Genomic DNA, 21,174 nt, shown 5'->3' with positions numbered 1-21,174 from the left:
CGACCTGGCCGGGATCAAGCCCGGCGACCGGGTCCTGATCCACTCCGCCGCCGGCGGTGTCGGCATGGCCGCCGTCCAACTCGCCCGCCACTGGGGCGCCGAGGTCTACGCCACCGCCAGCCCCACCAAATGGCCCACCCTACGAGCCATGGGCCTCGACCAGGACCACATCGCCAACTCCCGCACCCTGGAGTTCGCCGACCACTTCCGCACCACCACCCACGGCCACGGCATGGACATCATCCTCGCCTCCCTCGCCGGCGAACCCGTCGACACCTCACTCGCCCTCTTGGCCCCCGGCGGCCGCTACATCGAAATGGGCAAAACCGACATCCGCGACCCTGAGCAGACCGCCACCACCCACCCCCACACCCACTACCAAGCCTTCGACCTCAAAGAAGCCGGCCCCCACCACACCGGCCACATGCTCCACCAACTCCTGGAACTCTTCCACACCGGCGCCCTGCACCACCTGCCCACCACCACCTGGCACCTCGCCGACCTACGCACCGCCCTACGCCACATGAGCCAAGGCCGCCACACCGGCAAAAACATCATCCACATCCCCACCCCCATCAACCCCAACGGCACCGTCCTCATCACCGGCGGCACCGGCACCCTCGCCACCCTCCTCGCCCACCACCTCGTCCAAAACCACAACACCAAACACCTCCTCCTCCTCTCCCGCCAAGGCCTCAACGCCCCCGGCGCCCAACAACTCCAACACCAACTGACCACCCACGGCGCCACCACCACCATCCTCACCTGCGACACCGCCAACCCCACCCAACTCGAACAAGCCCTCACCACCATCAACCCCCACCACCCCCTCACCGCCATCATCCACACCGCCGGCACCCTCAACGACGCCACCCTCACCACCCTCACACCCACCCAACTCCACCAAACCCTCACCCCCAAAATCGACACCGCCACCCACCTCCACCACCACACCACCACCCACCACCCCAACCTCGCCGCCTTCATCCTCTACTCCTCCATCGCCGCCACCCTCGGCAGCCCCGGCCAAGCCAACTACGCCGCCGCCAACACCTACCTCGACGCCCTCGCCCACCACCGCCACACCCACCACCAACCCGCAACCAGCCTCGCCTGGGGCCTATGGGCCCAGTCCAGCGGCATGACCGAACACCTCACCGACCAAGACAAAGCCCGCATGAACCGCTCCGCCATCCAACCCCTCACCACCACCCAAGCCCTCACCACCTTCGACACCACCAACCACACCCACCACCCCCACCACCTCACCACCACCCTCAACCACCACCACCTCCCCCCACACCCCATCTACACCCGCCTCACCACCCACCACCGACCCACCGCCACCACCACCCACCACGGCCCCACCCTCACCCAACAACTCACCCCCCTCACCCCCACCGAACGCCACCACCACCTCCTCACCCTCATCCGCCAACACATGGCCACCATCCTCACCCTCGACAACCCCACCACCATCGACCCCACCCGCGGCTTCCTCGACCAAGGCCTCGACTCCCTCACCGCCGTCGAACTCCGCAACCACCTCCACACCACCACCGGCATCCGCCTCCCCGCCACCACCATCTTCGACCACCCCACCCCCACCCACCTCACCCACCACCTCCTCCACCAACTCAACCTCAACAACGAGGAGTTGGTGGTGCCCGAGACGGTGCCGGGGGAGAGCACGGAGGCCGAGCTGCGCCGGGCGCTGGCCGCGGTCCCGCTGGACCGGCTGCGGGATGCCGGCCTGATGCAACCGCTGCTCAGCCTGCTGGGGTTGGCCGGACCGGACGCGGCTGCGGGGACCCCCGCGGACGTCGAGTCCATCGACGAGATGGCCCTCGACGACCTCGTCCAGTTCGCGCTCGGCGACGAATCCTGAATCGACTCGGAACAGCGGAAGGGTAGGTTTCATCATGGCTGCCTCGACTGAGGACATCGTCCGGGCGCTGCGTGCGTCGGTGAAGGAGCGCGAGCGTCTGCAGCGGGAGAACCACCGGCTGACCGAGGCGGCGCGGGAGCCGATCGCGGTGGTGGGGATGGCGTGTCGGTTCCCGGGTGGGGTGGGTTCGCCGGAGGAGTTGTGGGAGTTGGTGGCGGGCGGGGTCGATGCGACCTCGGACTTTCCGACCGATCGTGGTTGGCCGGCGGATCTGTATGACCCGGATCCGGAGAAGTCGGGGAAGTCGTATACCCGGCGGGGTGGGTTCCTGACGGACGTGGCGGGTTTCGATGCGGAGTTCTTCGGGATCTCGCCGCGGGAGGCGTTGGCGATGGACCCGCAGCAGCGGTTGCTGCTGGAGGTGTCCTGGGAGGTGCTGGAGCGGGCCGGTTTGGACCCGTTGGCGCTGAAGGGCAGCCGCACCGGTGTCTTCGTCGGCGCCTCCAACTCGGCGTACGTGCCGGACCTGGACCACGTGCCGGGCAGTGTCGAAGGCCATGCGTTCACCGGGAACACGTCGAGTGTGTTGTCGGGGCGGGTGTCGTATTCGTTCGGGTTCGAGGGTCCGGCGGTGACGGTGGATACGGCGTGTTCGTCGTCGTTGGTGGCGTTGCATCTGGCGGTGCAGGCGTTGCGGCAGGGGGAGTGTGGTTTGGCGTTGGCGGGTGGTGTGACGGTGTTGGCGAGTCCGGGTGGGTTCACGGAGTTCTCGCGGCAGCGGGCGTTGTCGCCGGAGGGTCGGTGCCGGCCGTTTGCGGCGGATGCGGATGGGACGGCGTGGGCGGAGGGGGTGGGGGTGCTGGCGTTGGAGCGGTTGTCGGAGGCGCGACGGCTGGGCCACCGCATCCTGGGTGTGGTGCGTGGGAGTGCGGTGAACCAGGACGGTGCGAGCAGTGGGTTGACGGCGCCGAACGGGCCTTCGCAGCAGCGGGTGATTCGGGCGGCGCTGGCGAATGCCGGGGTGTCGGCCGGTGAGGTGGATGCGGTGGAGGCGCATGGGACGGGGACCAAACTGGGGGACCCGATCGAGGCGCAGGCGCTGATCGCCGCCTACGGCCAGGACCGGCCGGACGGTCGCCCGCTGCTGCTGGGCTCGCTGAAGTCGAACATCGGGCATTCGGTGGCGGCTGCGGGTGTGGGTGGTGTGATCAAGATGCTGATGGCTCTTCAGGAGGAGGAGCTGCCGCGGACCTTGCATGCGCAGTCGCCGTCGCCGTTCGTGGACTGGTCGGCGGGTGCGGTGTCGTTGTTGACGGAGGCGGTGGCGTGGCCGCGGGGTGAGCGGGTGCGTCGGGCTGGGGTGTCCTCGTTCGGGGCGAGTGGGACCAATGCGCATGTGATCGTGGAGGAGGCGCCGGAGGCCGATGAGGTCACGGAGCCGGCCACCTCGACCGGGCCGGCGGTGGGTGGTGCGGTGGTGCCGTGGGTGGTCTCGGGTGGTAGTGCGGGTGGTCTGCGCTCGCAGGCTGCGCGGTTGGCCGATTTCGTGGAGTCGGCGGCGGCCGGGTCGATGGAGTTGGGTGCGGTCGGGCGGTCCTTGGCAGCGCGGGCGGCGCTGGGTCACCGCCTGGTGGTGACGGGCGCGGACCGGACCGAACTCGTCGCCGGGCTGCGGGCGTTCGCCGCGGACGGCCAGCCGGCCGGCGGCGCGGTCACGGGTAAGGTCCTGGGCGACACCGGCGTGGGGTTGTTGTTCTCGGGGCAGGGGGCGCAGTGGGCGGGGATGGGGCGGGAGTTGTCCGCCGTCTCTGGGGTGTTTGCGGGGGCGTTGGACGAGGTGTGTGGGGTGGTGGATCCGTTGTTGGGGTGTTCGTTGCGGGAGGTGATGTTCGCAACCGACGACCCAGAGGGGTTGTTGGATCGGACGGTGTTCACGCAGGCGGGGTTGTTCGCGTTCGAGGTGGCGCTGTACCGCCTGGTGGCCTCGTGTGGGGTGCGGCCTGAGGTGTTGGTGGGGCATTCGGTGGGCGAGGTGGTGGCCGCGCACGTGTCCGGGGTGCTGTCACTGAAGGATGCGGCGGCTCTGGTGGTGGCGCGGGGTCAGTTGATGCAGGCCCTGCCGGCCGGTGGCGGCATGCTCTCGGTGCGGGCTACGGCGGAGGACGTGGAGGGGGTGCTGGCCGTCCGGGCCGGTGGTCGGGTGCAGGTGGCGGCGGTCAACGGGCCGCGCTCCACGGTGGTCTCCGGCCCGCTGGAGGTGCTGGATGAGCTGGCCGCGCACTGGGACGAGGCGGGGGTGCGCACGCGGCGGTTGCGGGTCTCGCATGCGTTCCATTCGGCGTTGATGGAGCCGATGCTGGACGACTTCCGCCGGGTCGTGGAGAAGCTCACCTTCGCCGCGCCGCAGGTCCCGGTGGTCTCCACCGTGACGGGCAAGCCCGTGAGCGGTCAGGAGTGGGCCAGTGCGGAGTACTGGGTGCAGCAGGTGCGGCGTCCGGTGTTGTTCGCGGACGCGGTGCTGGAGGCGGTGGAGCGTTTCCCGGTGCGGGCGTTGGCGGAGATCGGCCCGCGGGCGGTGTTGACCGCGATGGCCGCCGAGTGCCTGCCCCAGGACCAGGACACCATCGCCCTGATCCCCCTGGTTCGCGCCGATCGTGGTGAGGAGCGCGCCCTGCTGACCGGTCTGGGCCACCTGTGGGCCACCGGCGCCGACCTCGACTGGACCCAGACCCTCCCGGCCACGACCACCGCCAGTGCGGTGCTGCCGGAGCTGCCCACCTACGCCTTCGACCACACCCGCTACTGGCTCGACCGCGCCCGACCCGCCGCCACCGACCCGGCCGAGCGCCGGTTCTGGGCCGCGGTCGAGGACGGTGACGCGTCGGAGCTGGCCGCCCTGGTGGGCCTCGGCTCCGAGCAGCAGCGCTCCTCCCTGGACACGGTGCTGCCGGGCATCGCCGCCTGGCGGCAGCAGGCGCACGGTGCCCGGGCGGCGGACGCCTGGCGCTACCGGGTGGTCTGGAAGCCGCTGGCGGAAGGCGCGGAGTCGGCGCCGACCGGGCGCTGGGTGGTCCTGGTGCCGGCCGGTGCCGCCGCCACGGAGCCGGTCGCCGGGTGCCTGCGGGCGCTGCGCGAGGGCGGCGCCGAGGTCCGGGTGCTGGAACCGGCCGCGGCCGAGCTCGACCGGGGCTCGCTGGTCGAGCTGCTGCGCGCGGCCGGCGAGGGTGCGCCGGTCGCTGGCGTACTGTCCCTGCTGGCGCTGGCCGACCCGGGGCAGTCGGCCCTCCCGGACGGTACCGCGGCCGGCCTGGCGCTGGTGCAGGCGTGCGCCGAGGCGCGGATCGGCGGGCCGCTCTGGCTGGTCACCAGCGGAGCGGTCGCGGTGCTGCCGGGCGAGGCGCCGACCGCGCCGCACCAGGCACAGGTCTGGGGCCTGGGCCGGGTCGCCGGCCTGGAGGACCCGGACGGCTGGGGCGGGTTGATCGACCTGCCCGCCACCGTCGACGCGGCCGCGGGTGCCTGGTTGCGGGCCGCCCTGGCCGGCGGTACCGAGGACCAGGTGGCCGTCCGCGCGGCGGGCCTGTTCGGCCGTCGGCTGGTCCGCGCGCCGCTGGCCGGCGGCGCGCCCGCCGCCGACTGGACGCCGCGGGGCACCGCGCTGATCACCGGCGGCACCGGTGCGCTGGGCGGCCACGTGGCCCGCTGGCTGGCCCGCCGCGGTGCTCCGCACCTGCTGCTGCTGAGCCGGCGGGGTGCCGACAGCCCGGGCGCCGAGGAGCTGCGCGCCGAGCTGCTGGAGCTCGGGGCCGGCGCGGTCACCATCACCGCGTGCGACGCCGCCGACCGTGACGCGCTGGCGGCGGTGCTGGCCGCGGTGCCGGCCGATCGGCCGCTGACCGCGGTCTTCCACGCCGCCGGTGTGGCCCGCGCGGCGACGCCGCTGACCGAGCTGGCCCCCGCCGAGGTCGCCGCGCTGCTGGCGGCCAAGGCGGACGGGGCCCGGCACCTGCACGAACTGCTCCGGGACGCGCCGCCCGAGGTCTTCGTGCTCTTCTCGTCCAGCGCCGGCGTGTGGGGGAGTGCCGGGCAGGCCGGGTACGCCGCGGCCAACGCCTACCTGGACGCGCTGGCCGAGCACCGCCGGGCGCAGGGCCGGCCGGCCACCGCGGTGGCCTGGGGCGCCTGGGCCGGCGGCGGGATGGCGCAGGACGCCGAGTACGTGGCCTACCTGAACCGCACCGGCATGCGCACCATGGCGCCGGAGCGGGCGATCGCGGCGCTGGCGGCCGCGGTGCGGCATGACGAGACCTCCGTGGCCGTCGCCGACCTGGAGTGGCCGCGTTTCACCGAGGTGTTCACCGCGGCCCGCCCGCGCCCGCTGCTGGACGACCTGGGCCCGGTCGAAGGTGAGCAGGCCCCGGCGGTGGCCGGGCTCGCGGCCGGCGCCGCTCCGCTGGCCGAGCGGCTCGGGCAACTGCCGCCGGCCCAGCGCCGTTCGGTGCTGCTGGCCGAGCTGGGCACGCAGGCGGCGGCGGTGCTCGGGCACCCGGCCGGCACCGAGCTCGACGCGCACCTGTCGTTCACCAAGCTCGGCTTCGAGTCGCTGACCGGCATCGAGCTGAAGAGCCGGCTGGCCACCGCGACCGGGTTGGAGCTGCCGGCCACGCTGATCTACGACCACCCGACCGTCGCGGAGCTGGCCGATCACCTGCTCGAGCGGCTGCAGGGCGACCCGGACGGGCAACCGGCCGGGGCGCTGGCCGACCTGGAACAGCTGGAACGGGCGCTGGCCTCGGTGCCGGCCGACGAGAGCCTGCGCGACGAGATCACCGGCCGGCTCGAAACCCTGCTGTGGGGCTGGCAGCAGGCCACCCGCGGCGCGGCGCCGGCCGCTCCGACGGATCCGCAGGCCGATCTGGACGGGGTCAGCGACGAGGAGATCTTCGATCTGCTCGACCAGGAGTTCGGCGCCGAGTGAGCCCGGGCGGGGTGCCGTGTTGAGCCCGCCTCCGGCAGGATGCCGGCTCAACACGGCCTCCGGCAGGAAGCCGGCTCAACCCGGCGTCCGGCGGGGTGCCGGTCGAGCCGGGCTCCGGCGGGATTCGGGTGACGCATCGTGCTATGCCGGCCTCTTTTGGTAGTCTACTATCAGTTGGCACCAGCTGAGACCAGGAGAGGCCGCGCATGACCCCCGCCACCGTGGACGGCAGATCGGCACCCCAGCAGGGCGAGCGCCCCGCCGGCCTGCGGGAGCGCAAGAAGGCCAGGACGCGAGCCGCGATCCAGCAGCACGCCCTGCGGCTCTTCCGCGACCAGGGCTACGACGCCACCACCATGGAGCAGATCGCCGAGGCGGCGGAGGTCTCGACCAGCACGGTGTTCCGCTACTTCCCGACCAAGGAGGAGCTGGTCGTCTCCGACGAGCAGGAGGCGTTCTTCATACACGCCTGGCGGGCCCAGCCCGCCCACCTGCCGCTGGTCACCGCGTTGCGGCTGGCCATCGGGAGCACGCTGGAGGGGCTGTCGGCGGTCGAGCTCGGGGCGCAGCGGGACCGGGACGTGCTGATGATCACCGTGCCCGAACTCTGGGCGGCCAGTCTGGGGAACGTCACCCAGGCCAGCGCGACCATCACCGAGCTGGTGGCGGAGCGCACCGGTCGCCCGGCCGACGACGTGGCGGTCCGGGCGGTCAGCGGGACGATCTTCGGCATCATCCTGGACGCGATGCTGCGCTGGGCCCATGACCCCGCGCAGGACATCGCGGCCGAACTCGACCGGGTGCTGGCCGTCCTGGACACCGACCAGTTCAACCGCCTGTTGGCGGACGGCCCGGGCGAGGGTCGCGGGTAGGACGGCTCGACGGAGTCGGCGCCACGGCGCCGGGGGGCCCGTCATGACGGCGGAGAGGGGCAACCATGGGAAGGCGTCGGCATGCCGGCGGTGGCGTTCGGGGGAGGGTGCTGGACACCGGCGGCGCTGCCATCGCCGGTGCCCGGCTCACCGTGGTGGACCGCAGCGGTCGCCGGCTGGACGAGGGTCGGGCGCGCCAGGACGGCTCCTGCGAGCTGTCGGTCCCCGACTGCGGCGAGTACGTGCTGCTCGCCGGGGCGCACGGGCACCTGCCGCAGGCGGCCGAGGTGGTGGTCGCGTCGCCCGGGCAGTCGGTCGAGGCGACCCTGCGACTGCCGCGGGCCGCCATGGTCTGCGGCACCGTCACCGACGACTGCCTGCGGATGCCGGTGCCCGAGGTGCTGCTGGTGGCGATGGACGAGGCGGGCGTGGTGCTGGGCTCGGCCCGCAGCGACGCCGCCGGACGCTACGAGCTGGTCGGCCTGCGGCCGGGCGGCTACCGGCTGGTGACGGTCCATCACCAGCACGACCTGACGGTCCGCCCGGTGGAGGTGACCGGGCGGGAGCCGGTGTGGCTGAACGTCGAACTCTCCCGGCGGCCGCTGCGCTTCGGCGGCGTGGTCCGCGACCGCGCGGGGCGGCCGGTCGAACGCCTGTCGGTGAAGCTGGCCGACCGCTCGGGCAGCGAGCTGTGCGAAACCACCGACGGCGAAGGGCGGTTCAACTTCGCCTCGGTCCCGGTGGGCCGGTACACGCTGGTGATCGACGCCGCCGCGAGCGCGGACCTCCAGGTGCTGCTCGACCGGGACCACCCCGATGTCGAGGTGACCGTGCCGCGCGGCTAGCGCGACCCGTCCGGCCTGCGTTCCGCAAGACCTACGACCCGCAAGACCTACGACCCGCAAGACCTACGACCCGTCCGACCCGCGTCCCGTCCCACCCGTAGCCCGTCCGTGCCCCGTCCGGGGTGCGGGCGGGCTGCTTCGGCATGCCCGCAACCGGCGCGACACGCCCGCTGCAAATTCTGGTAGCGGGACTCTCAAAAGATGGGTAACCTTCAAAAGACGGTGCACATCTGATTGAAGTGGAGTCGCCATGAACAACGCCACCGGGCGCCGGAAGTGGTGGGCACTGGGAGCGCTGAGTCTGTCGATGCTGGCCGTCGGTCTCGACGGCACGATCCTCAGCGTCGCGCTGCCCCAGCTCTCGCACGCCCTGAACGCGACCGAGACCGACCTGCAGTGGTTCTCCTCGTCCTACCTGCTCTTCCTGGCCGCCTCGATGCTCCCGATCGGCCTGCTCGGGGACCGCTACGGGCGCCGGCGCATGCTGACCTCCGCGCTGGTGCTGTTCGCCGCCTCCTCGGGCGTCTGCGCCTACGCGCACTCGCCCTGGGAGTTCATCGCGGCCCGCTGCGTGCTCGGGGTCGCCGGCGCCGGCATCATCGTGATGGCGCTCTCCGGCCTGACCGTGCTGTTCACCGAGGAGGAGCGGCCGAAGGCGGTCGGCATCTGGTCCGCGGCGAACTTCCTGGCGCTGCCGCTGGGTCCGCTGCTGGGCGGCTGGCTGCTGACGCACGCCTGGTGGGGCTGGGTCTTCCTGATCAACGTGCCGGTGGCCCTGCTGGGTGCCGCGGTGGTGCTGGCGCTGGTGCCCGAGACGCGGGCCGAGGAGCGCCCGCCGTTCGACGTGGTCGGTGCCCTGCTCTCCACCCTGGGGCTGATCGGGCTGACCTTCGGTCTGATCCAGGTCGGCGAGCACGGCTGGAGCGACTCGACGGCCTGGCTGCTGATGGGCGGTGGGATCGCGCTGCTGATCCTGTTCTTCCGCTTCGAGGCCTGGCTCGCCGCCCGCGGTCGGCGGCCGATGGTGGACCCCTCGCTCTTCCAGGCGCGCTCCTACACCTGGGGCGTGATCGTGATCGGCTTCGTCGCACTGGCCAACATCGGCGTCATCTTCGTGATGCCGCAGTACTTCCAGGCGATCCAGGGGACCGATGCGATGGGCTCGGGACTTCGTCTGCTGCCGCTCATCGGCGGCTTGGTGTTCGGTGCAGTTCCGGCGGACAAGTTCGCCAGGCTGTTCGGCCCCAAGCCGGTGATCGCCGTAGGGTTCGTGGTGATGGCCGGCGGGTTGCTGCTCGGCGCCACCACCAGCGTGAGCTCGGGATCCGGGCTCTCCGGCACCTGGATGGCGCTCTCCGGCTTCGGCATGGGCCTGGCCATGGCCACCGCGACCTCGGTGGTGCTCTCGCAGGTGCCGGAGGAGCGCAGCGGCGTCGGGGCGGCGGTGCTGCAGGCGGTCAACAAGGTCGGGGCGCCGCTGGGTGCCGCGGTCCTCGGTAGTGTGCTGATGACGGCCTACCAGTCCCACCTGGCGCTGCCGAACCTGTCGGCTCCGGAGCTCGCGGCGGCTCGCTCGGGCGTCTTCGGCGGGCTCGCGGTGGCCCAACGGACCGGTTCGCCCGCAGTGTTGAGTACAGTGGAGAGCTCCTTCGTGCACGGCTTGGACCTGTCGCTGGTGGTCTCGGCGGGCTTCGCGGGAGTGGGTCTGCTCTGTGCGCTGGTCTTCCTCCCGGCGCTGCCGAAGTCCGCGGCGGCGAAGCGGGACGGCGAGCCGGCGGCCGCCGTGGTGGCGGGCTGACCGGTCCGCCGGCTGCGCGGCTCCAGGGGCCGGGGTCGGCCCCTGGAGCCGTGCAGGCATGTGGAGATTTGTCGGTGAAGGCGTGTGGAGGTTCGTCGCCTTGGAAGCACGCCGGGTCGACAAACCTGCACGAGTCAATCGTTGGTCGATCCACTGATATCCCTTGTTTTGTTACATACCATTGCTATCCTCGACATCGGTACTTGCCGACTGCGGGGGTGGTCATGGTTTTGGTGGAACGGGGACGAGAGCTCACAATCCTTGACGAAATGCTGGTGGCCTGTTCCGGCGGCAGAGGCGGCGTGGCGCTGATCAGCGGCGCCGCCGGAAGTGGCAAGACCGAGCTGCTCAATGCGTTCGCGGAGCGGGCCGCAGCGGCCGGGGCCGGCGTTCTTTCGGCGGTCGCCGCGCAATCGGAGTGCGACATTCCGTTCGGGGTCGCCGACCAGTTCCTACACAATGCATCGTTGGCGCTGGACCGGTCACCCGACGTACACGAAGCCTTACGGGACGGAGTCCGACTGGCCGACGTCCCGGCGAACGACCCGGAGCGGATCCATCCCGAGCACGCCCGGGTGCTGGCCAGGCTCATCGCCGCGATGCTGCACGCGGTGGGCAACAGACCACTGGTGCTGGCGGTCGACGACCTGCAGCACGCCGACCGGCTGTCCCTGCATTTCCTGCGGTATCTCGCCCGAAGGATCAGGAATCAGCGGGTCCTGCTGGTGATGAATGTGCTGGCCGAGGCGACACCCACGCTCCCTTTGCTGCAAATGGAGATCCTCGGCCAGGCGAACAGCCGGAACATCCGGTTGGAACCCCTTTCCCGACGCGGTGTCGCCCAGCTGATGGCGGATGCGATGCCCGGTGCCGAGGTGCCCCGGCTGCTGCCGGCATACGAACTGCTCAGCGGCGGGAACCCGCTGCTGGTGAATGCGCTGATCGAGGACCAGGAAACCGGCACGGATATCGCCGCGGAAATCGACCGGCCGACCGTCGCGCATTACTACCGGCAGGCCGTCGGGCGCTGCGTCCGACGCTGTGACCCGGTCACCGCCGAGGTGGCCCACGGCCTGGCCGTGCTCGACCTCTCCCGGGCCACCCAGCTGGTCGGTCGGCTGCTCTCGCTGGAGCACGACGTGCTGCAACGCTGCGAGCACCTGCTGCACCGGGTGGGCCTGCTCGGCCCGGAGGGCTTCCGGCACCCCGGGACCCGGGCCGCGGTGCTCGACAGCCTCGACCCGGCCCGGCGGGCCGAGCTGCACCGGCGGGCGGCCCGGCTGCTCTTCGTCGAGGGGGCCCAGGCCGCCGAGGTGGCCCGGCACCTGCTCGCGGCGGACGACGCGAGCGACCCCTGGGCGGTGCCGCTGCTGCTGGAGGCCGCCGAACAGGCCCTGCAGGAGGACCAGTACGACCTCGCGGCGGAGTGCACCCGGCTCGCCCACCGGGACACCGCCGGGACCGACCGGCAGGCGTCCGTGACCCTGATGCTCGCCCAGATCGACGGCCAGGCGAACCCGATCGCCGCGGTCCGGCACTGCACGGCCCTCACCGACGCGCTGCACGACGGCGAGCTCCAGCCCAACCAGTTCATCCAGCTGGTCAAGTACCTGCTGCAGAACGGCGCGTTGGAGCAGGCCGAGGAGGCGCTGCGGCACGCCGGCAGCAAGATCCGGCGGGGGGCGGGTGCCGACTCGGGCGCCTGGGAGCCCTTCCGGCTCTGGCTGGGCTGCACCTTCCCGCCGCTGGCCGCGAAGTTCGCCGAGGTGCTGGACTCGGCCGGCGGACCGCGGCTGTCGGTCGGACGGGCCACCGACCCGCGCCTGCAGGCCGCCGCACTGCTCGACGGCGTGCTGCGCGGCACGCCCTCGCAGTCCGACATCGATGCGGCCCTGGAGCACCTGCAGGCCCTGCGGTTGAGCGACACGAGCGTGGAGCCGCTGGCCATGGCGCTGACCGCGATGATCTACACGGACCGCCACCGGGCCGCCGTGCCCTGGGGCGAGGCGCTGCTGGCGGAGGCCCGGGCGCGCCGGGTGCCGAGCTGGATCGGGGTCCTCTCCTCGATCACGGCCAAGGCCGCGATCCGGTGCGGCGACCTGGCGGCGGCCGAGCGGCACGCCCTCGCGGCCCTGGAGTGGAACGCTGACAACGAGTACGCGGTCGCCACCCTGCTGCGCGCGCTGACCCTCCGCGGCGACCTGGCGGCCGCCCGCGAGCTGCTCAACCGGCCGCCGCGCGGCCCACTGCTGGAGAACCCGGCCGTGCTCTACTACCAGCACGCCCGCGGCCACTACTACCTGGCGCGGCAGCGCCCGCGCGCCGCGCTGCTCGAGTTCGGCTCCTGCGCCCAGAGCATGCGCAGCTGGGGGATGGACCTGCCGGCCCTGGTGCCCTGGCGCACCGACGTCGCCCAGGCCCTGATCGGGATCGGCCGGACCGGCGAGGCCCGGGAGCTGGCCGCCGAGCAGCTGGCCATGCTGACCGCCGGTCAGGCCCGCAGCCGGGCGCTGAGCCTGCGGGTGCTGGCCCTGGCCAGCGACCCCGTCGAGCGGCCACCGCTGCTCGCCGCGGCGCTGGCGAGCCTGGACGGCGAGCCGGACCCGGTCGAGCGGGCCCGGATCCTCGGCGTGCTCGGGCACACCCACGACGAGCTCGACGACCCGGAGACGGCCGACCGCCTGCTGGGCCAGGCCGCCGACCTGGCCCGGGAGAGCCGGGCCGACAGTCTGCTGCGCGAGCTGGCACCGGTGGGCGACCCGCAGTCGCCCGCCCTGACCCCGCAGGGGGAGAGCGTGGGCATCGAGGACCTGAGCAAGGCCGAGCAGCGGGTCGCCCGGCTGGTCAGCCGCGGCCACACCAACAGCGAGGTGGCGGACAAGCTGTTCATCACGGTCAGCACAGTGGAGCAGCACCTGACCCGGATCTACCGCAAGCTCGGCATCAAGCACCGCAGCAGCCTGCAGTCGCTGTACCAGGGCGGCGTGCTCGCGGCCAGCTGTTGACCGCTGCCGCTCCTCCGGCGCCGCCGCTCCTCCGGCGCCGCAGAGCCGGGGGAGCGGGCCCGCGCCGCCGCGCCGCTCAGTCCGCGGTCCGGGCCGGCAGCGCCGCAGGCGTCGTCCGCCCGGCCTCGGGGGCCGCGGGGAGCCGGCGGACCAGCGCCGCCGCGCCGACGGCGAGGACGGCCACGGTGACCGGCAGCAGCCTGGCGGTGTCCGCCACGCCCCAGGTCGCGATGACGTAGCCGCCGACGGCCGCGCCGAGCGGGACCGCGCCGTCGCCGATCACCGAGAGCAGGCCCACCACCCGGCCCAGCGCCTCGGGCGGCACCGCCTCGATCCGGCTGAGCGTGTTGACCACCGCGACCACCGTGCCGACCCCGCCGACCCCGCACCAGGACACGGTCAGTACCACCGGGTTGCCGGTCAGGGCCATCGGCGTGAGTGCGAGCGCCCACAGCCAGAGCCCGATGACGAAGGCCCGGTTCGGCCCGAAGGCCCTGGTGATGCGGGGCGCCAGCGCGGCGCCCAGGATGCCGCCGGCGCCCGCGCTGGACAGGATGATCCCCAGCAGCCAGGTGGGCCGGCCCTCCTGCCGGGACTGGACGATCAGCAGCAGGATGGTGACCTGGAACAGCACGTTGGCCACCGCCGTGGCGACCGTCGCCAGGGCCACGAAGCGCGACCTGCGGACCCAGGAGAGCCCTTCGCGGGTCCGGCCCCAGAACGACTGCTGCTGCGGGCCGAAGCGGACGACCGGGGCGAAGTCCCCCTGGAGGGCGGAGATCGAGCCGAGCGAGAGCACCGAGGAGAGCAGGTTCGCCAGGAAGGGTGCCCAGCGGGCCCAGCCGAGCAGCGCCGCGCCGAGCACCCGGCCGACCAGGATGGCCGCGGGCTGCTCGGCCTCGTAGTAGGAGAACGCCTGCGCGTACTGCTCCCTGGGCACCAGGTCCCGGACGGCCGCCACCTCGGCCGGGGCGAAGTAGGCGAACACCACGCCCTCCACGAGGGCGACCGCAGCCAGCACCAGGGGCGTGTGCCCGCCGCCGAGCAGCAGCCAGCCGACCAGCGTCACCGAGGCGAGCACGGCCAGCAGTTGGCAGCGGAGCATGGTCCGGCGCCGGTCGGCGTAGTCGGCGACGATCCCCGCGTGGGCGTAGCAGACCAGGTTGGGCACCGAGGCGGCGAAGCTCACCCAGCCGGCGACGATCGGGGAGCCGGAGACCTCCAGGGCCAGGACCGGGTAGCAGAGCCGGGCGCCGAAGGTCCCCATCCGGGAGATGCCGTTCCCGCCCCACAGCAGCAGGAAGTTCCGATCGTGCAGCACACCGGTCCGACCCGTGATCACCGTTCGCTTCCTCCAGAGAACCGGCGAGCCGGTTCACCGTGTGCACGTCATGTGATCGAGGGTCAGGGCTGTTCGCCCCGGCCGTCAACCGGTTGGTCGGCAAACGGTGCTTGCGGCTTCCGGATCCGCCGGTCGGCGGGGAACGGGAGGTCGGGCGGCGGGCGTTCGGTGCTCGATGGACCGTTCGGGCGGTGGGTCGGGCGTTCGGGCTAGAGTGCGAGCAGGTCGTCGATGCCGGCCTTGAGCTGAGCCACCGTCAGGCCGCGGTCGGCCGTCAGGTGTCCGAGCAGACTCGGCACGAAGGGGGCGAGCAGCAGATGGGCCAGCACGGTGGCGTCCGCGTCCGGCCGGGCCTGCCGCAGCAGCACGGCCACGTGGGTGTGCAGGGTGAGGTACACGCCGCTGCTGTACCGGGCGCACGGCGCGGCCGCCTCGGCCGTGGCCAGGATCGCGAGCTGGTCGAGGACCCGGTCGGCCAGGGCGTGCAGGAAGGCGCGCAGCCGCTCGGCGGGCGGCGCGTCCGGGCCCAGCGGCGGGGGTCCGGAGAGGAAGGCCTGCTGGAAGCGCCGCTCGCCGTCGTCCAGCAGGGCGAGCAGGAGCCTGTTCACGTCCCCGAAGCGCCGGTACACCGTGCCGACGCCCATGTCGGCGGCGTGCGCGACGGCGTTCATGGTGACGGCCTCCGGCCCCTGTTCGGCGAGCAGGCGGGCGGCCGCGTCGAGGATCCGGCGGCGGTTGCGGGCGGCGTCCGCGCGCTCGGGCGGCGCCTGGCCCGTGACGGGGAGTTCGGGTCGGGGCATGATCCGAGGCTACCGGATACCTATCCACTTTGACCCTCGCCACCCCTTGCGAGCCGGATTCCCATCCGCTTTACTGGAGTCGCCGAAGCGGATAGCTATCCATTTCGGCCTTGAAGACTTCTCGGGAGAAGGGGACTCCGTCATGAGTGCCAAGGTCGCGGTCATCTACTACTCGTCCACCGGCAACGTCCACCAGCTCGCCAAGGCCGTCGTCGAAGGGGCGGAGAAGGCCGGCGCCGAGGTGCGGCTGCGCCGCGTCCCGGAGCTCGCGCCCGACGCCGCGATCGACGCCAACCCGGCGTGGCGCGCGCACGTGGAGGCCACCGCGGACGTCGAGGTCGCCACCCTCGACGACCTGTCCTGGGCCGACGCCTACGCCCTCGGCTCGCCGACCCGCTTCGGCAACATATCCGCCCAGCTGAAGCAGTTCATCGACACCACCGGTGGCCTGTGGCGCGAGGGCGTCATGATCGACAAGCCGGCCACCGGCTTCACCAGCGCCTACAACGCCCACGGCGGCAACGAGGCCACCACGCTGGCCCTGTACAACACCTTCCACCACTGGGGCTCGATCATCGTCGCCCCCGGCTACACCGACCCGGTCGTCTACCCGGCCGGCGGCAACCCGTACGGCACCTCGCACGCCGGTGGCGAGGCGGTCTCCGAGGCCACCCTCGCCGCCGCCCGCTACCAGGGCGAGCGCTTGGCCACCATCGCGGCCCGCCTGCTGGCCGGCAAGTAGCACCTCCCGGGCGGCCCGGTGCGCCGGGCCGCCCGGACCCGTTTCCGGCCCTGCCTCAGGCCCCGTTCCAGGCCCCGTCCAGGACCTGTTTCCGGGGCCGCTGCACATCCGCTTCCGAACCGCTCCTGATCCGCTCGAGTCGCCTTGGTGGTGTTCCGCCCGCGTGCCATGCTGACCCGCGAGGCCGACCCGACCAGGAGACCCATGAACGCCACCCCCCAGCCCGCCGATCCCGGCGCCGACGCGCTCGGGACGTCCGCCGCGCAGGCGCGCAGCGCGGTGCTGGAGCAGCTGGTGCGTCAGGATCCGGGCCGGTTCCGGGTGTTGACGGGGGACCGCCCCACCGGCCGGCTGCACCTGGGGCACTACTTCGGCACGCTGCACAACCGGGTGCGCCTGCAGGACCTCGGGGTCGAGCTGTTCGTGGTGATCGCGGACTACCAGGTCCTGACCGACCGCGACGTGGCGGACAACCTCACCGAGTACGTCGAGGAACTGGCGCTGGACTACCTCGCCGTCGGCGTGGACCCGGCCCGCAGCACGGTCTTCACGCACAGCGCCGTGCCCGCGTTGAACCAGCTGATGCTGCCCTTCCTCAGCCTGGTCTCGGTCGCGGAGCTCAACCGCAACCCCACGGTCAAGGACGAGATCGCCCACTCGCGGCAGTCCGCCGTCAGCGGGCTGATGTTCACCTACCCCGTCCACCAGGCCGCCGACATCCTGTTCTGCAAGGCCAACCTGGTGCCCGTCGGTCAGGACCAGCTGCCGCACCTCGAAGTGACCCGGAGCATCGCGCGCCGCTTCAACGACCGCTACGGCCACGGCGCCGCCGTCTTCCCGCAGCCCGAGGCGCTGCTCTCCAGTGCGCCGCTGCTGCTCGGCACGGACGGCACCAAGATGAGCAAGAGCCGGGGCAACGCCATCGCGCTGGCCGCCGACGCGGACGAGACCGCCCGCCTGATCAAGGGCGCCAGGACCGACGCCCAGCGGCACATCGGCTACGACCCCGCCACCCGGCCCGAGGTCTCCTCGCTGGTGCTGCTCGCCGCCCTCTGCCTGGGCCGCAGCCCGCAGGAGGTGGCCGAGCAGATCGGCTCGGCCGGCGCGGCCGCGCTGAAGAAGACGGTGACCGACGCGGTCAACGAGTACCTGGCCCCGATCCGGGCCCGCCGGGCCGAGTTCGTCGCGGACCGCGGGTACCTGCGCCAGGTGTTGCGCGAGGGCAACGAACGGGCCCGGGCGGTGGCCGACGCCACGCTCGCCGAGGTGCGCGCCGCGATGAACAGTGACTTCTGAAACCGGGATACGACTCGATCGCCGGCCGCGTTCGCACTCGACCGGTGCTCGAATTTCCGGTGTTCCGGGGTCCCCGAATGCGCACCAAGCGGGACACATCCGGCTGAACCGCGCTGCCGACCGAATACAGCGCCCCTGGAAGAAGTCGCCGCCTCCTGGCTACGATGCCGAATAAGACCTCCCGAAGGCGAAGGCATCCCATGAAACTTCTGATGATCGCCATGCCGTGGCAAGGGCTCAATACTCCGTCCAGTGCGCTGGGAATTCTCGGGCCCTCGGTCCGCAAACAGGCCGTCGGCTGGACCGTCGAGGAGCTGTACGCGAATATCCCGTGGGCCGAGCGGCTGATCACCCGGAGCGGCGGTGCCATCACCACCGCGGATTACGCGAACGTCGCCGACCAGGTTTTCCACGGGGTCGGCGACTGGGTTTTCACCCCGGCCCTGTACGACGTCGACGGATATCTGGTCGACGAGTTCTCCGCGTTCCTCCGCAACCGCGGCATGGACCCGCGGATCCCGGTCGAGATGCAGCGGCACGCGCGGGAGTTCGTCCGGGACCTGGCCGCCGAGATCGCCGCCGACCCGCCGGACGTCGTCGGGTTCACCACCACCTTCATGCAGAACGTGCCCTCGCTGGCGCTGGCCAAGGAGCTGAAGCGGCTGGTGCCGGGCATCCGCACGGTGCTCGGCGGCAGCAACTGCGACGGGCCGCAGGGGCCGGCGCTGCACCGCAACTTCCCGCAGCTCGACTTCGTGGTCAGCGGCGAGGGCGAGCGCGCGCTGCCGGCGCTGCTGAACCGCCTCGCCAAGGGCACCGACCTGGCCGACGTACCCGGGCTGAGCTGGCGCGACGCGGACGGGCAGACCGTGGCGAACGCGCCCGCCCAGGCCGCGCTGCCGTTCGCCATGGTGCCCGCGCCCGACTACGACAGCTACTTCCGGGCCCTCGAGGGCTCCTCGGTGCTCTCCCACGTCTGTCCGATGCTGGTCATGGAGACCTCCCGCGGCTGCTGGTGGGGCGAGCGCCACCAGTGCACCTTCTGCGGCCTGAACGGCTCGAACATCGACTTCCGCAGCAAGGCGCCCGAGCGCATCGTCAAGGAAGTCGCCGACCTCGCCGCGCGCTACCAGGTGCTCGACCTGGTGATGGTCGACAACATCCTCGACATGAAGTACCTGGGCACGGTCATCCCCGAAATGGCCGCCCTCGACCTCGACCTGCGGATCCACTACGAGATCAAGTCCAACCTCAGCCGGGAGCAATTGCGCACGCTGCGCGACGCGAACGTGCTCTACGTCCAGCCCGGTATCGAGGGGCTGAGCGACCACGTCCTGCACCTCATGGACAAGGGCGTCAGCGCCGCCCACAACGTCCGATTGCTGCGCGACGCGGAGGACCTCGGCCTCAACGTCACCTGGAACATCCTCTACGGTTTCCCGGGCGAGACCGAGGAGGATTACCGGGCGCTGCTCCGGAAATTCGCCACCCTGGAACACCTGCAACCGCCGACCGGCGCCTGGCGAATAGCACTGGAACGGTTCAGCCCGTATTTCGAGGATCCCACCCTCGGTTTCATGTTCCGCCGCCCGGCCGAAATCTACGATTTCATCTACCAGGTGCCGCGGGACCAGCTGCACGACTTCGTCTACCTCTTCGACGCCGCCGACCAGGGCATCGCCGGGCCTATCGAGGACGAGCTGAAGCAGGGCGTCGACGCGTGGGCGCAGGCCTACGACCGCGGCTCGCTGACCTACTGGACCGACGAGCGCGGGCGGGTGGTCATCGAGGACCGCCGCGCCAGCTGGCCGCAGGAGGTGATCGAGCTGGACGAGCGGCAGAGCAACGTCTACCTGGGCATGTTCCAGGGCGCGGGCCGCGAGGGCGTGCGCCGCCGGCTGGTCGCCAGCGGCCACCCGGTCGCCGACGGGGAGTTGGAGGAGATGCTGCGCCACTTCGTCGAGCGCGGCCTCGCCTTCGAGGACGAGGGGCGCTACGTGAGCGTGGCACTCGAAGTGAACCCGTACCGCCGCAAGCTGATCGAGGGCAAGGAGGTGTGGGCGGCATGACGAGCACCCTGCTGGACATCGCCGAACTGCGGACCCGGGCCGCGGATCCGGGACGGGCCCGGGCGGGTGGCCGGCCCGCCACCGAGACCCTGACCCTGGGCGCCGACGCGCGCGAGCTGCCCACCACCGACGAACTGGCGGCGCTGCTGGTCGCGGTGCCGGTGGCCGGGGTGCGACTGGCCCGCCCGGTCGACTTCGCCACGCTGCCGGGGGAGGAGCTGGTGCGGACCGTCGCGCTGCTCCGCGAGTGCGCCGCGGTGGGCGTCCGGGTCGCCTGGACGCTGCGGCTGGGCGCGGACCAGCTCGACCTGGTCCCGCGCCTCGACCACCTGCCCGTCCCCGAACGGATCCTGGTGCCGGACCAGCAGATCCAGGGGCCCTGGCGCTCCGCCGACATGTTCGGCCTCTTCCACTTCCGCCGCGGGCCGGGCTTCCTGTCGGTCGTCGACAACCGCCCGGAGTCCCGGCGGCGGCTCGTCCTGGACGACCCCGCCGTGCAGCAGGTCTTCCGCCGGGCCCTGCCGGGCTGCGCCTGGGCCGAGTTGATCGCCGACCCGGACCAGGCGGTCGCTGCGGCCGAGTTGGTTGATCTTGGCATGCTCCTGCGGATCGCGGACTACTGTGTGACCCTGCCGGTGCACCTGCGCTCCTGGCCGCTGGGAGCGGCGCTCCTCGGCGGGACCCTGGCTGCGGCCGGCACCAAACCGCAGGAGGGGAACCCATGACCACCACCACGGAAGACCGGCGCACCGCCACCGTCGACGCCCCCGGGCCGCTCGACGGGCTGCCCCGGACCGCCCGCTTCGAGTCCGAGCCGGCGCTGCGCTTCCTCGACCAGGCCCTGTTGGAGTACCGCAGGTGCCTGGAGAGCCGCGACGCCGACGGCGTGCCGCACCACCTGCCACGCGCCTCGGGCCTGCTGTTCGGGCAGGTCGACGACACCGGGATCACCATCGCCGACGTCGAGTTCGTGCCCAACGTGCGCGACAGCGACGAGGGCGTCATCGCCGAGTTCGAGACCACCATCGCGCCCCGCTTCGGCGAGGTCTACCGCAACCCCGGCCGCGGCTTCTGGTCCGACGAGATCGGCGTGCTGCGGGCGATCCAGCGGCAGGCCGCGAACGGCCGCGAGCTGCTGGGGTCCATCCACTCGCACCCGAACTGGCACCGGATCGGCCCGCCGCACGAGCGCTTCCAGCGGCTCAGCGAGAACCCGACCCAGATGGACGCGTACCTCTTCGGCCAGTCGTGCTGGCCGGTGAACGTGATCTGGTACGTGCACACGGACGACGCCGGCCTGGCGCACCGGGTGGCGGGCTGGCGGCCCGGCCCGGCGGGGTGCGAGCGGCTCGACATCCGGATCCCGGCGGAGATCTGCGCGGAGCACCGGGTGGCGCTGCCGTCGGAGTGAGGGCTTCCTGCCCTGCCTCGACCCACCCTGCCTCCTTGCTCGTTCGCCCTTGCCCATTCGCCTCTCCTCACCCACCTCGCTCACCCACCTCGCTCACCCACCTCGCTCACCCACCGAGGGAGACAGCC

At 72.2% G+C, this 21,174-nt stretch carries 13 protein-coding genes; 11 read left to right on the top strand and 2 right to left on the bottom strand.

The window, feature by feature from the left end; all coding sequences use genetic code 11:
* From ACQRUO_RS05540 to ACQRUO_RS05515, 6 genes are all read left to right on the top strand, one after another.
* The coding region (locus ACQRUO_RS05540; RefSeq protein ID WP_428314580.1) for a type I polyketide synthase at positions 1-1,888 on the top strand (1,888 nt) is incomplete at its 5' end.
* A 34-nt stretch (positions 1,889-1,922) separates the two neighbouring features.
* A complete protein-coding gene (locus tag ACQRUO_RS05535) occupies positions 1,923-6,866 on the top strand; it encodes a type I polyketide synthase (RefSeq protein WP_428314579.1) in 4,944 nt (1,647 codons plus the stop codon).
* A gap of 206 nt (positions 6,867-7,072) precedes the next feature.
* Entirely contained in the window at positions 7,073-7,738 is a 666-nt protein-coding gene (locus ACQRUO_RS05530) for a TetR/AcrR family transcriptional regulator (protein ID WP_428314578.1), read from the top strand.
* 107 nt (positions 7,739-7,845) lie between these two features.
* On the top strand, positions 7,846-8,583 hold the full coding sequence (locus ACQRUO_RS05525) for an MSCRAMM family protein (RefSeq protein ID WP_428314577.1): 738 nt from the start codon (positions 7,846-7,848) through the stop codon (positions 8,581-8,583).
* Positions 8,584-8,833: 250 nt separating this feature from the next.
* On the top strand, positions 8,834-10,381 hold the full coding sequence (locus tag ACQRUO_RS05520) for an MFS transporter (protein ID WP_428314576.1): 1,548 nt from the start codon (positions 8,834-8,836) through the stop codon (positions 10,379-10,381).
* A 224-nt stretch (positions 10,382-10,605) separates the two neighbouring features.
* Positions 10,606-13,386, top strand: a complete 2,781-nt coding sequence (locus ACQRUO_RS05515) for an AAA family ATPase (protein ID WP_428314575.1) — start codon at positions 10,606-10,608, stop codon at positions 13,384-13,386.
* 76 nt (positions 13,387-13,462) lie between these two features.
* Here the strand turns inward: ACQRUO_RS05515 and ACQRUO_RS05510 are convergent, their stop codons facing one another.
* Entirely contained in the window at positions 13,463-14,728 is a 1,266-nt protein-coding gene (locus ACQRUO_RS05510; protein WP_428314574.1) for an MFS transporter, read from the bottom strand.
* A gap of 209 nt (positions 14,729-14,937) precedes the next feature.
* Entirely contained in the window at positions 14,938-15,528 is a 591-nt protein-coding gene (locus ACQRUO_RS05505) for a TetR/AcrR family transcriptional regulator (protein WP_428314573.1), read from the bottom strand.
* Between the two features lie 142 nt (positions 15,529-15,670).
* Here ACQRUO_RS05505 and wrbA point away from each other — a divergent pair, with 142 nt between their 5' ends.
* The 5 genes from wrbA (at position 15,671) to ACQRUO_RS05480 (ending at position 21,046) form a co-directional block, all read left to right on the top strand.
* On the top strand, positions 15,671-16,270 hold the full coding sequence (wrbA, locus tag ACQRUO_RS05500; RefSeq protein ID WP_428314572.1) for an NAD(P)H:quinone oxidoreductase: 600 nt from the start codon (positions 15,671-15,673) through the stop codon (positions 16,268-16,270).
* Positions 16,271-16,474: 204 nt separating this feature from the next.
* Positions 16,475-17,566: a tryptophan--tRNA ligase gene (trpS, locus tag ACQRUO_RS05495; RefSeq protein WP_428314571.1), complete on the top strand. Its 1,092-nt coding sequence runs from the start codon at positions 16,475-16,477 to the stop codon at positions 17,564-17,566.
* Between the two features lie 200 nt (positions 17,567-17,766).
* On the top strand, positions 17,767-19,635 hold the full coding sequence (locus ACQRUO_RS05490; RefSeq protein ID WP_428314570.1) for a RiPP maturation radical SAM C-methyltransferase: 1,869 nt from the start codon (positions 17,767-17,769) through the stop codon (positions 19,633-19,635).
* Positions 19,632-20,360, top strand: coding sequence for a DUF5825 family protein (locus tag ACQRUO_RS05485; RefSeq protein WP_428314569.1), 729 nt, complete (start codon positions 19,632-19,634; stop codon positions 20,358-20,360). Before ACQRUO_RS05490 ends, ACQRUO_RS05485 begins: the two co-directional genes overlap by 4 nt.
* Entirely contained in the window at positions 20,357-21,046 is a 690-nt protein-coding gene (locus ACQRUO_RS05480; RefSeq protein WP_428314568.1) for a hypothetical protein, read from the top strand. Before ACQRUO_RS05485 ends, ACQRUO_RS05480 begins: the two co-directional genes overlap by 4 nt.
* The last annotated feature ends 128 nt before the right edge of the window (positions 21,047-21,174 follow it).

This window comes from Kitasatospora sp. LaBMicrA B282 (assembly GCF_050325825.1).
Taxonomy (GTDB): Bacteria; Actinomycetota; Actinomycetes; order Streptomycetales; family Streptomycetaceae; genus Kitasatospora.
The sequence above is the reverse complement of the archived record's forward strand: the minus strand, read 5'-3'. Positions and strand labels throughout refer to the sequence as shown.